Origin of the sequence: Maridesulfovibrio ferrireducens (genome assembly GCF_900101105.1) — a bacterium.
In the GTDB taxonomy this organism is placed as follows: Bacteria; Desulfobacterota; Desulfovibrionia; order Desulfovibrionales; family Desulfovibrionaceae; genus Maridesulfovibrio; species Maridesulfovibrio ferrireducens.
This window is the reverse complement of the sequence record NZ_FNGA01000004.1, coordinates 327,344-340,660: the sequence shown is the minus strand read 5'-3', so window position 1 is coordinate 340,660 and position 13,317 is coordinate 327,344. Positions and strand designations below refer to the sequence as shown.

Here is a 13,317-nt window from a genome sequence, read left to right as displayed (position 1 = left end):
ACTGAATTACTTGGAGTGACTGAACCCGCCGGCATCTTCCTCTGACAATGGCTCTGTCATCGGATTCTTTTTCAGGAAATCCAGACAGCGCTGCATGTCGGCTAACAACAACTCGCCGAGATCAAGGCTTACACCGTGACGCACTAACATGCGCATGATGACCAGATCCTCACGATGGGCAGGCATGGAATACGCCGGAACCTGCCAACCACGACTACGCAGACGATCGGACAAATCGTAAAGTGAAAAACCGTGATCCACTCCCGGCTTCAACGTCCAGCTGAGAGCCGGGATGCCGCCCTTGCCGTCATATATAATTTCAAATGGCCCCATCTCTCCGATTTTTGCGGCAATGGCTTGAGCCGTATCATAGCAAGCCTGATGAATCTTGCGGTACCCTTCTCTGCCAAGGCGCAGAAAATTGTAATATTGCGCTACAATCTGACCACCGGGGCGTGAAAAATTCAGAGCAAATGTCGGAATGTCGCCGCCCAGATAATTAACACGGAAAATCAGATCTTCGGGAAGATCTTCCTTGTCACGCCAGATAACCCAACCCACACCAAGTGGAGCCAGTCCGAACTTATGACCCGAAGCGTTTATAGATTTAACGCGCGGCAAACGGAAATCCCATTCCAATTCAGGCTCTACGAAAGGAGCCAGAAAGCCGCCGCTTGCGCCGTCAACATGAACAGGAATATCCAGTCCGGTTTCAGCTTGCAGTTTATCCAAGGCATCGCAGACCGCTTTGACAGGTTCATACTGGCAAGTGAACGTCACCCCGAGAGTTGGAACAACGCCGATAGTATTTTCATCACACCGCTTGATGACTTCTTCCGGAGTCATGATCAACCGATCTTTTTCCATGGGAATTTCACGTAATTCAACATCCCAATAGCGGGCAAACTTGTGCCAGCAAATCTGTACCGGACCACATATAAGATTGGGCCTGTCTGTCGGCTTGCCCTCTTTTTTCATTTTATCACGCCAGCGCCATTTCAAAGCCATAGCACCGAGCATGGCGGCTTCACTGGAACCGGTGGTCGAACAACCCAAGGTATTAACCGCATCCGGTGAATTCCAGAGATCGGCAAGCATATGCACACAGCGAGCTTCGAGTTCAGCCGTCTGTGGATATTCATCTTTGTCGATCATATTTTTATCCACACACTCATCCATGAGTTTGTGCATCTCAGGGTCCACCCATGTCTGGCAGAATGTAGCCATATTCTGACGGGAATTACCGTCCAGCATCAACTCATCATGAACAACCTGATATGCGTGACGGGGATCATGCTCTTCGGCTGGAAATTTATATTTGGGCATTCGAACCGACAAATCGGTGGAAGCGTAAACATCATCCAACAACTTTCCCCTGACTGAATTTTTATCATGTAGTGCCATACTATTATATCTCCTTTTTTAATGGTCTAATTATCAGAATCCTGCTTCCACTCTGGTTTTTTCAGTGCATGAATTATCATTGGCAACCCGATGAACACGATCATTCCGGCAGCAACCAAACAAACATAAAGAGTAGGATTACCAACCGGCAGGTTGGTGGGAGGGAAAAAGCCGACAAGCAGCGCAAAACTAACTCCGATCAAGCCCATTCCAGCCAACAAACACATGCCGAGTGTTCCACCGGGAACTTTGTAGGAACGCGGCAGGTCCGGACGGGTAATGCGTAACTTAATGGCTGCCGCATACATGAGAATGTACATGACTAAGTACAAGGTCACAGTGATAGCCGAAAGCACGAAAAATGCGACGCTTACATTGTCCATAATAAAATAAAGCGAAGCCAGTACACTGACAATCACCGCTTGAATCATGAGAATATTTACCTGAATGCCATTCTTGTTCACTTTAGCCATGAATGGCGGAATTTCACCTTGCCTAGCTGTATGCAAGAGTCCGCGACTTGGGCCGCCGAGCCATGACATAACGCCGCCGATAGCTCCGAAAGCCGCCAACAATCCTATTACCGGGGTGAGAAACCCGATATGAAAGGCATCAAGCAACTGTTTAAATGCCTGCATCAAACCAGCCGTAAGACTGATTTCAGACACAGGAATTACGGTTGCTACAGCCAGAGAACCCAAAATAAACAATCCAAAAATAATAGCTGCGGCCAGAAACATGCTTTCAGGAAATTGCTTGGCCGGATTTTCAAGATCAACAGCGTGAACAGCCTGCACTTCCACACCCGCAAAAAGCAGAACAATTCCCGCTAAAAAAGCCACACTTCCTAAACCGGTAATATGCGGAAAAAACCGGACATGCGGAGCTTGATCAGCCAATTTTTCTACTGCGATGGTTGCGGCGCTGGGTTCGAGAAACTGAATGGGATTGCCCTGCAAAACCCAAATCGCTCCCAATACTATTATAAATAATCCCGGAAGCAATGTTCCGAGTAAAACTCCGTATTTAGTAACAGAGCTTGCAACGTCTGCTCCGGCCATCGTTACGAATGTCGCCGCCCAATAACAGACGAGAATGACAATTCCGGTGTACACTCCGTTGTCAGCCAAAGCCGGGTCCATAAATAAATATGCCAGCGCACTGGCGGCAAAAGCAAGCACAGTAGGATACCAGACCACATTCTGAATCCATTGCAGCCAGATTGCCGTAAAGCCCCACCGGGAACCGAAAGCTTCCTTGATCCAAGTATACACACCGCCGCCCTTTTCGCTGAATGCGCCGCCAAGTTCGGCTGCAACCAGAGAGGCGGGAATCAAAAACATTATCGTGGCAAAAAGGATATAGAAAATCATTGAGAGCCCTTCTTTTGCCATCATAGGCAACCCTCGCAGACTTACTACTGCAGCCACTGTCATCATGCTTAACGTGAAGACGGTCATTTTTTTAGATTTCGCCATAAACAAAAGCTCCTGAATTTAATGAAATATACCAATCCACCTGCCCACTTCCTCATTTTAGACACTAAAGCATATTATATAAATCAGGTACAGTCTTCGGACATGTTTTTAAGGAGAGAACTTAAATAACTAATCCATCTTTTCAATAAAAATATTCATCTTTTTACTTGCCAAACTTATCAGTAATAATTACTAAGAAGATCAAAACAACATGAAATAATGGAATTTCAAGTTATATTTAGTAAATAAACATAAAGGAGAAATACAATGACTAAGACTCTTAAAAATCTACAAGACGCATTTGCCGGAGAATCTCAGGCTAACCGTAAATATCTTGCTTTTGCTGAAAAAGCTGAATCTGAAGGCAAACCCGGTGTGGCTAAACTTTTCCGCGCAGCAGCTGCTGCCGAAACAATCCACGCTCATGCACATCTTCGTTTGATGAAAGGAATCGGAACCACCGAAGAAAACCTTAAAGGCGCCATCGAAGGCGAAACCTTTGAATTCGAGTCCATGTACCCACAGATGATTAAAGAAGCTGAAGCTGAAGGCGAAAAAGCTGTTCTTCGTTACTTCGGTTTCGCCAACGAAGCTGAAAAAGTACATGCCGAACTCTACACAGCTGCACTAGAAGCAGATGGAGACACTTTTGCAGATGCTGAATTCTACATCTGCTCAGTTTGTGGACACACTCAGGACGGAGAAGCTACAGATAAATGTCCAATCTGTGGTGCTGCAGCTAAAGCATACAAGAAAGTAAATTAATAACAGATCGATACAAATAATTAACCGCCCGTCAGGCTAACGCCGAATCGGGCGGTTTTTTTGGTAGTGATAAAAAAACGGCCCACCCAGTCAGGGAGTAGACCCGAACCAGATAAGCCATCTATATTAAACAACTAATCAAAAAAAACTATTCTTTAATTCTTCTCAACTCCACTTTCACGCGATTATGAGGATTCGGACAATCCCAAACCTGTACATCTGGATCTTCACCAAAAGGGAATGTGCCTCCGAGTTGCAATACCTGAACCCACCCCGAAATATTTTTGTAAAAAAGACCACAAAAATCACCGCATTTATGAGAGCTTAATTCAAACTCATCTCCGGGCTGCATTCCGATTGTACAACTACCCTTTGCCTCAATAACTTTTGCGACGACCTTGTTACCGATTGCTGGAAATTTAACTGACATTTTATTCTCCTTTTATATAACGTTTGCTACTGCTTCTGTTTATAAAGGAGTGAAAATAATATCTGTAGCGTAGGCTACATCTTCAAGAAAAAGACTTAATCAAAGTTATTTTTTTCCCGTTTTTTAATATTTTACCGCAATCAATAAGTGATTTCATGGCTTTTGTTATACTCACCCTGTGCGCTCCAACCAAAAAACCAAGCTCTTCATGAGTAAGTGAAAAATTTAGTTCAAATCCATCTGCGACCTTGGTGCCATGCTCTTTTGCAACAAGAGAAAGTACACTATGCAGACGACTTTCAAGACTATTTTCGGTCATGCTTTCAAGGCGGTCTGCCATTGAAACCATCTTAATGCCCATGGATTTAATAACACTCAAACCAATATCAGGATGTTTTAGTATAAGTTCATTGAAAGAATTTATATTGAAACCACATGTTACAGTCTCTTCCATGGCCCAAGCACTTAAAGGGTAATCCATTTCGCCAGAGAGAATATTTTCTCCCACAACGTCACCCGCTTTCCTGAAATCCAATGTAATTTCAGCCCCATCTTCCTGCACTTTGCTCAACCTGATTCTTCCAGCTTTTATAAGAAACATTTCATTCGCAGGACGTCCCTGCGCAAAAATAGAATTCCCTTTCGTAATTGTTTTCTTTAAACCGATTTTTTTAAGTTCTTCCAGTTGAGAATCATTAAATGTTTCAAAAAGCCACAAGTCTTTGAAACATTTATCAGTTGTTTGCGAAGACGTCTTTTTACAGTCATTGCAAATGCACTTCATAGAAATTTCCTTATTAGGAACCAATTAAAAATGAGCCGATCTATTTCTTTTTTTCGGTCTTTCCACACAATAAAAAGACTTCTAATTAATCTTATATACAATGTATACCTGCCACAAGCCCCCTAACCTAGACATTCTTTAGATAGAGTGTAATTTTAAGTTATCAAAAATTATCAACCTATTGAATCATTACGGAAGGGTCCGCATGTTCCGAAAAAAAGAATGGTCGTTTAAAGGCGAATCAGGAACCGAATATTACTTTGAAATTAAAATGAAAAGTTCAGCCCTGCCGACAGCCGGTGGAGTCTTTATACTGGCCTACACCCATCCGCGCGGACATCTGGCCGGTTTTGAAGTGCATCCCTTATACATCGGTCAAACGGATAACTTGAGCACAACCATTGATGCCCCGCCACAACTGAAATGTATCACTGACGAATGCTGGAACTGCACCTATATAATGATGACGGATGATGAGCAGACAAGAATCGACTGCGTGCAGGATTTGCTGAAAAACAATCAGACGCCTTGTTAAGTACTTATATTAAGGCCAATTGCCTTTTTACAAAACAGATCGTAAGTTAACTTAAGCAATTTTAGTTCATAAACCTGCCTAAAACGAATAGACTTAATAAAATATCTATAAAGTAAACCTCATGTTCAAATTAAATATCCGACAAAAAATAGTAATCGGCATCATCATATTCTCCATCTGTTTCGGATGTATCGGGATACTCTCGTATTCAAACACTATTCATCTGGAACGCGAAGTTTTACTGGTTGAACGTGTTGACGACCTCAGTAATCTGATCCTCGAAATCCGGCGGACGGAGAAGAACCTGTTTCTCTATCACGATCCGACTGTTTTTTCACAGGGAATCGAATACATAGAGCAAGCCGAAACTCTGTTGCAATCACTCATGGAGGAATTCACCCAGCCCGAGGTCAGGCAACACGGAGCTTCACTTAAGAATGATTTAAATCACTATCGTGAATTACTCGGGAAAATTGCTCCCGAAGTTAATTTCAGCAAAACCTACAAACTTGATAGCGACCCTAACCTTCTCCGTGAATCCGGTCAGGCTATTGTGGAACATTCCCGCGCTATAGCCCGCTTTGAACGTGAGAACATTCTGAATATTAACAGAAACTTACGCACCAATCTGGCAATTTCAATAGTGGCAATAGCAATCGTTGTTTCAATTCTGGTTATATTTGTTAACTCAAACATTCTCCGCCCGTTGAGGCTGGTACAGGAAGCAACCAAGCGCATATCTCTCGGTACTTTTGTAGAGCTCCCTATCAAAAACTCACACGATGAAATTCAACAAGTATTTGTTGCCTTGAATTCAATGGTTGAGCAATTAACGAAACGGCGATTACAGCTGGTGCAGGCTCAAAAACTTTCTTCCATAGGCACACTCGCTTCGGGCATAGCTCACCAGTTAAACAATCCGCTGAATAACATTTCGACCTCATGCCAGATTCTAATGGAAAACGAGCGTGGCAGCGATAAACTTGCTGACAAAATGATGCACAACATAGAGCAGGAGACTTTAAGAGCGCGGGACATTGTGAAAGGACTGCTTGAGTTCTCCCGTGAACGGGAATATTCACCGGCCCCGACTCTTCTTGATGCGATAGTTCATTCAGCCGTACGCCTTGTATCCAGTCAGGTTCCTTCCGATATTTCAATAAAAACAGATATCTCCGGCAAAATTTTACTACAAGCTGATCGGCAAAGATTGCAGGAGGCATTCATCAACCTTATTATCAATGCCGTTCAAGCCATCGAACCGGAAGCGGGATCTATCCTTATCAGCGCCACAATTCACAATGAAAATGCGTTGATCACTGTAAAAGACTCCGGAACAGGAATAGATACCGAAACACTTGAGCGTATTTTCGACCCATTTTTCTCAACCAAAGAAGTAGGACAGGGCACCGGCCTCGGGCTCTACATAGTATACGGTATTATTGAAAAACATCTGGGCCGCATCAGTGCTGAAAGCACACCTGGTAGAGGCACCAATTTCTTTATCAGCCTTCCTTTGGCTACGGATGGAATCATATGATCAGTCATGCAAATATTCTCATCATCGACGATGAACTTATAGCCCGGGAAAACCTTGTACTCGTTCTTTCGCAGGAAGGTTATAATGCGGTTGCAGTTGAAACAGGCATAGCCGCGCTGCAACAATTGGAAAAAAATGAATATGAACTGGTCCTGACTGACCTGATGATGCCGGGAATGAACGGCATTGAAATTCTTGAACACATCAAAGAAATGCAGCCTACCACTGAGGTAATCGTAATCACGGGACATGCCACCGTATCAACTGCGGTTGTCGCTATGCAGAAAGGTGCGCATTCATACATAGCCAAACCGTTCAATCTTGATGAACTCCGCATGCTGGTGCGCAAAGCCCTTGAACAGCGGGCCCTATCTGTAGAAGTCTTGCGCCTAAGACAGGTTATTGCTCAAGGTAAACAGGATTTTCCTCTGGTCGGGCAGAGCGAATCTATACTTCGACTGAAAAAGACTGTGCAGCAACTCGCCAACATGAACTGCAATGTTCTCATTCAAGGTGAAACAGGAACAGGTAAGGAGCTCATTGCGCGGGGCATCCATATGCTCAGTAACAGATCAAATGAGCGCTTTATGGCTATCAACTGCGGAACTTTCACTGCGGAACTGATGGATAAAGAATTGTTCGGACATGAACGGGAAGCCTTTACCGGAGCACAACGCGGACAAAAAGGAATCCTTGAAGTTGCTGACGGAGGAACTGTCTTTTTTGATGAAATGAGTGAACTGCCGCTGAATATGCAGGTAAAACTGCTGCGAGTTCTTCAGGAAAGAACTTTCCTGCGCGTGGGTGGAACACAGGAAATTCCTGTTAATATTCGGATTATCGCCGCAACAAACTGCGATCTCAAAGAAAATGTTGAAAAGGGAACCTTTCGTCAGGACTTATTCTACCGCTTGAATGTAGTCACTCTTTCCGCTCCACCTCTCAGAGAGCATAGAGAAGATATTCCAGTACTTGTAGGACATTTTCTGGAACAACATAGATCTCCGGAGCAGACAATTACTACGATTTCTCAGGAAACTCTGGATATTCTCATAAATCATTCTTTTCCGGGAAATGTGCGTGAGTTGGAAAATATTGCGCAACGGGCTCTGGCTTTAGCCAAAGGAACCGTTTTCACTCCCGACCTATTGCCTTATGACGTACGCAATACCCCGATTGAAAATCCGCTGCAAACTCTCGAAGAAATGGAACATCGCCACATTGAAAAAGTTATGCTGGCAACAGGCGGAAACAAAACTCAAGCCGCTAAAATTCTCGGTATCGACAGAGTTTCACTCTGGAGAAAAATAAAACGGTACAATCTAGATTAAGAAAAAGACTTAAAGAAGCGCCAAATCCACAACTTCTTCCAATCTGCTGACAAGCCGTACTTCTATATTTTCAAGAACTTCAGGCTCAATACTACGCACTGCATAATCACACTTTTCCGGCAGAACGACAGTCTTGATACCGGCACGGCCCGCAGCCATTATCTTTTCCCGTACCCCTCCGACAGGCAGAATTTCTCCAAGCAGGGAAATTTCTCCGCTGAAAGCAACATCCTGCCGGACAGCACGCCCCGTAAGCATCGACAGAATAGCAATAGTTATAGTTATTCCAGCTGACGGGCCTTCTTTGGTCACCGCTCCGGCCGGAATATGAACGTGAATATCTGAGGATTCGAAAAAGTCCGGTGCAAGACTGAACTTTTCAGCATTACTGCGAAGAAAGCTTAAAGCTGTTTGCGCAGATTCCCGCAAAACTTCGCCCAGCGATCCCGTAAGAATTAATTGTTTGTTTCCCTGCATTCTCGCAGCTTCAACAAATAAAATTTCTCCTCCGTTCTCTGTCCAGACCAGCCCGGTAGCCAGTCCGACCTTAGGTGAAGATTTTGCTGTAGTCGTAAAATGAGGTGGCGGCCCCATAATATCAGGGATATCCCCAGCTTCAACCGTGACTATATCTGAATTTTCTCCACCTGCCAGCGTCTTTCGTGCCAATTTGCGACAAAGCGAAGCTATCTGTTTTTCCAAACCTCGAAGGCCGGCCTCACGAGTATAATCAACAACTAAACTTCGCACAGCTTCGGGTAGCAAATTAAAATCTTTTGGGTTCAATCCATGTTGACTCAACTGTGAAGGGATCAGAAAACGAGTGGATATTTGTTGCTTTTCACTTAATGTATAGCTTGAAAATTCGATCTCTTCCATTCGATCACGAAGCGGTGCAGGAAGACGTTCGACGATATTTGCAGTGGCAATAAAAAGAACGCCTGAAAGATCAAAAGGAAGCCCCAGATAATTATCCACAAAAGAAGCATTCTGTTCAGGGTCGAGCATTTCCAGCAACACGGCCGTTGCATCACCTTGAAAATCCTGAATAACCTTATCCATTTCATCCAGCATAATAACGGGATTACGCACGCCGGACTTCTGAATTCCCTGCAAAATTCTTCCTGCCATTGCTCCAACGTAGGTGCGACGATGTCCCCTCAGTTCTGCTTCATCCCGCAGTCCAGCGAGTGACAGGCGAAAAAACTTGCGCCCCATCGCCTCTGCTATGGCCCTGCCGATAGAAGTTTTCCCTGTGCCGGGAGGGCCGGTGAAACAAAGAACAGGGCCGCGCAGACTCTGAATACGCTGATTTCTATTAAGCAGCTCCATCACATAATCGCGCAGTTTCGTCAGATTCACAGGTTTGCCGAGATACTGATCCGCCCCCTTCAACATAGCGGTAACAGCCGTCTTAACAGTGGCATATCCTGTAAGCATAATCACACCGGTGTCGGGCCAGCGGCGGCGAACCTCTTGAAGGAGCTGGAGACCGTCCATCCCTTCCATTTTCAAGTCAGTCACCAAAATATCAGCGGGATCATTTTCCATTGCAGTGATTGCTTCAAGTCCGTTTGCCACAGATCTTACTGCAAAGCCTTCCTGTTCAAAAATTATGGAAAGATTTTCACGGGCAATAACTTCATCATCAGCCAGTAGAATTTTAGCCTGCTGGCGACTGTGCAGACTCTTAACCGCCAAAAATTCCAAGATACGCTCTTTGACCGGGTTAAGCCCATAGTGACGCGCATCTAAAAGATCTTTTGCGCGTGTCAGGTCAAGATCATCTTTAGTAGTAACATTCCAAGGCAAGGACAGAATAAATTCAATATAATTGTGACCAAGAGCAAATTCTGGCGAAGATTTATCTGTCTTGATTAATCTTTCACACTCATCCCGGGCGACTTCCAGTATGTGGTTTGGCAGAGAAGCAGATTCAATACGCATGCGCAAATCGTCCGCAAAAGGATCTTTGAGAATATCATCCACTTTTTGTCCGCCGGAACCTTTAGATTCAGGCTGTGATCCTTCATCTCTTTTTTTACGAAACCACTTCATATTCTAACTTCTCCTACCTTAAAAAATACTGCTGCAAGATGCCCTTTGGCTGTCAAAATTATATAAAAATCCTAACTAACAGTCCACTTTTTATAAGTAACATTAATCACTTGTGTTGTTAACGTTGCATTGTGAAACAACTAGAACACGATCTGACAAATTATAATTTTGAAACAATATACAAAGTATAAGATCCTGATATTGTTATCAATTATCAATCTAAAAGTTCAATGATTCTTTTATAGTTACATTTGGTTCATGTTTTTATGTCCAAAAGGACTATCAGTTAGTTATTTTTTGTTTGTGAATAAAAGCACTAGTATTGCAAAAAGCAACACATGTAATTTCAAGAGAAAATACGCTCTATAAGGGATTATCCTATATAAACCCAAAACACCTATTGCAAATCGCAACACAAGTGGGTGGGCAATCAATGTTATTTAATTAAAAACTCCATCATTACAGGGTATTATACAGCAAGATTCATTTGGCATGACTTTTGATAGTTAAGCGATGTGAATCAATGAACGAACAATGGGGAGGCAACATGGCTACAGTACAGAATGTAAAGTGTTTCTTAGATAGACACTACAAAACAACGGTCAATAACCAATGCAACACCTGTAGTGTAGGAACATGGGCCATCAATCGTGAACAGTCATCAAGTGATAATAAAGAAAGGAGATTTTTCTTGAAAACATTTTTGAACCGTTTCCGCACCAAAGACCAGAACTCCACCGCCGCACAAGTTGAAAATGATCAAATCGTCAATACACTCTCTGAATCTACCCGCCCGGGATGCAAAATTCTTGTCGTAAGTAAAGGATCTGCATTCTCCGGAAATGTAGTGAGCTATGCTGTCGAGATGGCAGCGAAAACCAAAAGTAGTTTAGTTGCTCTTAATCTTGATGAGCACGGCTCAAACTTTAATAATTTCCGTTCAGAATCTGAAGACAACATTGCCAGCTTCTCCGCTAAAGCCACAGAAGCAGGCCTCCTCTTTGCACATATCGTCAAAAAGGGAGCTGAAGATTCAGTCGTCGCAGAACTGCATTGCGCAGACAATGAGTTCCGTTATGTCATGGAAGATGTAGTCACAACTAAATCCACAAAACAGGCTATTCCTGTATACACGCATGCAATGCTGCGAGTGAAATAAAGGTATATTTATGACTCCCGAGATTCTTTTAGTTATGGGCGTACTCGCTTTCGCCGTCCTGCTGTTCGTCTTTGAATGGGTCAGAGTCGATGTTGTAGGTATCATAATGATGGTAATACTACCGTTGCTTGGGCTTGTGACACCAAAACAGGCTATCAGCGGTTTAAGCAGTAACGCCGTTGTTTCTATAATTGCTGTAATTATAATCGGCGCCGGTTTGGATAAAACCGGCGTCATGAACACTATGGCGCGGCTCATATTGCGTTTTGCCGGAAAAAGCGAAATGCGGATTATGACAATGATATCCGGAACTGTTGCCATTATTTCAGGATTTATGCAGAACATCGGTGCTGCGGCGCTGTTTATGCCGGCTGCTAAGCGTATTGGGAATCAGACAGGCGTCCCAGTCGGGCGTTTGCTTATGCCCATGGGATTCTGCGCTATTATCGGTGGGTGTTTAACTCTTGTCGGTTCCAGTCCTCTGATTCTGCTCAATGACCTTATGGTCGTCGGCGGAAAGCACTATGAACCGTTCGGTTTATTCGGAGTTACTCCGATTGGCCTTCTGTTGATTGCCGCCGCTCTTGCTTATTTCATCCTTTTCGGACGTTTCATACTGCCAAATAAAAATGTCGACGAAATTTCAGGACCGATGTCCACCCTTCTCACCAACACTTACGGTGGGATCGGCTCATTATTTGAATTACATGTTCCTGAAACATGGACAAATGAAAATAACCTGATGGCTCTTGAACTGCGCCCGATTTACTTCTCAACAGTAGTCGCAATTGCCAGAAATAAAGGAACATCACATCTATTCGCTCCCGACGCTCTGGAAGGTATCAAGCCCGGTGACCATTTAGCCGTGGTTGGACCTCAGGAATTTGTTGAAAGTATGGCAGAAGATTTTGGGTGGGCTATGCAGTCGGAACTAGCATCCTTCGCAGAAGAACTCTCCCCCAACAATGCCGGAATTATGGAAGGGATTGTTACGCCGCGTTCTGAACTTGTCGGACAGACTTTGTCAGAATTGCGAATACGTGACCGCTTTAAAGTTTCTCCTTTAGCCATATTTCGCGGAGAAAAGTTATTTGTCAGTGGACTTACCAGCATAAAAATTGAATCAGGCGATGCCTTACTATTGCATGGTCGCTGGGAAATGTTCCATCTGCTGAAAGACAGACCGGACTTTGTCTTCACTGAAGAAGTAAAAGGCGAAGTACTCCGCACTGAAAAAGCTAAAATTGCTGTAATGTGGCTGTTAGTTGCTCTTACACTTGCTTTAGGTTTTCATGTTCAGCTTTCCATATCCCTGCTCGCAGGAGCACTTGGAATGGTTTTGACAAAAGTGCTCAGTATTGACGAAGCATATCAATCGGTCGACTGGATGACGGTCTTCCTGCTCGGTGGACTTATTCCTTTAGGAATGGCCTTTGAAAATACCGGAGCGGCAAAATACATTGCAGATGCCCTCATGGTGGCACTTGGACATCCAACTCCTTTGGTTCTGCTCACTGCGATAGGAATTCTGACTTCATTTTTCACTTTAGTGGCCTCCAATGTAGGTGCAACAGTCCTACTGGTTCCACTATCAATGAACATGGCCCTCAGCGCCGGAGTTGATCCGCGAATTGCCGCTTTAACAGTTGCTGTCGCTGCTTCAAATACTTTTATTCTACCGACTCATCAGGTTAACGCACTGATAATGCGCCCCGGTGGTTACAAGACAATTGATTATGTCCGCGCAGGAGCGGGAATGACCGTTGTTTATATGGTGGTGATGATCTCGGCTTTAATGCTTCTTTACTAAATTAACCGGATTAAACGCCAAGG

Annotated in this window: 11 protein-coding genes; 6 read left to right on the top strand and 5 right to left on the bottom strand. The window is 43.9% G+C overall.

Annotated features, from left to right (window positions below; all coding sequences use genetic code 11):
* Positions 1–6: 6 nt before the first annotated feature.
* Positions 7–1,404 (bottom strand): glutamate decarboxylase, encoded by a 1,398-nt coding sequence (gene gad / locus BLT41_RS14070; protein WP_092162248.1) that lies wholly within the window; start codon positions 1,402–1,404, stop codon positions 7–9.
* 26 nt (positions 1,405–1,430) lie between these two features.
* A complete protein-coding gene (locus BLT41_RS14065) occupies positions 1,431–2,882 on the bottom strand; it encodes an amino acid permease (RefSeq protein WP_092162246.1) in 1,452 nt (483 codons plus the stop codon).
* 267 nt (positions 2,883–3,149) lie between these two features.
* On the opposite strand from BLT41_RS14065, the gene BLT41_RS14060 reads away from it, so the two are divergent.
* Positions 3,150–3,647, top strand: coding sequence for a rubrerythrin family protein (locus tag BLT41_RS14060; protein WP_092162244.1), 498 nt, complete (start codon positions 3,150–3,152; stop codon positions 3,645–3,647).
* Between the two features lie 148 nt (positions 3,648–3,795).
* On the opposite strand, the gene BLT41_RS14055 is transcribed toward BLT41_RS14060, so the two are convergent.
* Together BLT41_RS14055 and BLT41_RS14050 are read right to left on the bottom strand one after the other, a co-directional pair.
* Positions 3,796–4,077 carry a TIGR04076 family protein gene (locus BLT41_RS14055; protein WP_092162243.1) on the bottom strand — a complete coding sequence of 94 codons (282 nt, stop codon included), beginning with the start codon at positions 4,075–4,077 and terminating at the stop codon, positions 3,796–3,798.
* A gap of 82 nt (positions 4,078–4,159) precedes the next feature.
* Entirely contained in the window at positions 4,160–4,861 is a 702-nt protein-coding gene (locus BLT41_RS14050; RefSeq protein WP_092162242.1) for a Crp/Fnr family transcriptional regulator, read from the bottom strand.
* A 205-nt stretch (positions 4,862–5,066) separates the two neighbouring features.
* On the opposite strand from BLT41_RS14050, the gene BLT41_RS14045 reads away from it, so the two are divergent.
* From BLT41_RS14045 to BLT41_RS14035, 3 genes are all read left to right on the top strand, one after another.
* A complete protein-coding gene (locus BLT41_RS14045; RefSeq protein ID WP_092162241.1) occupies positions 5,067–5,396 on the top strand; it encodes a hypothetical protein in 330 nt (109 codons plus the stop codon).
* Positions 5,397–5,517: 121 nt separating this feature from the next.
* Entirely contained in the window at positions 5,518–6,936 is a 1,419-nt protein-coding gene (locus BLT41_RS14040; RefSeq protein WP_092162240.1) for a sensor histidine kinase, read from the top strand.
* Positions 6,933–8,267, top strand: a complete 1,335-nt coding sequence (locus BLT41_RS14035) for a sigma-54-dependent transcriptional regulator (RefSeq protein WP_092162239.1) — start codon at positions 6,933–6,935, stop codon at positions 8,265–8,267. The genes BLT41_RS14040 and BLT41_RS14035 overlap by 4 nt, the downstream gene beginning before the upstream one ends.
* Positions 8,268–8,276: 9 nt before the next feature.
* Here the strand turns inward: BLT41_RS14035 and BLT41_RS14030 are convergent, their stop codons facing one another.
* Positions 8,277–10,325: a S16 family serine protease gene (locus BLT41_RS14030; protein ID WP_092162238.1), complete on the bottom strand. Its 2,049-nt coding sequence runs from the start codon at positions 10,323–10,325 to the stop codon at positions 8,277–8,279.
* A 547-nt stretch (positions 10,326–10,872) separates the two neighbouring features.
* On the opposite strand from BLT41_RS14030, the gene BLT41_RS14025 reads away from it, so the two are divergent.
* Complete coding sequence (locus BLT41_RS14025) at positions 10,873–11,484, top strand: universal stress protein (RefSeq protein WP_092162237.1); 612 nt, start codon at positions 10,873–10,875, stop codon at positions 11,482–11,484.
* A gap of 10 nt (positions 11,485–11,494) precedes the next feature.
* The gene (locus BLT41_RS14020) at positions 11,495–13,294 is read left to right on the top strand and encodes an SLC13 family permease (protein WP_092162235.1); all 1,800 of its coding nucleotides are present in this window, start codon (positions 11,495–11,497) and stop codon (positions 13,292–13,294) included.
* The last annotated feature ends 23 nt before the right edge of the window (positions 13,295–13,317 follow it).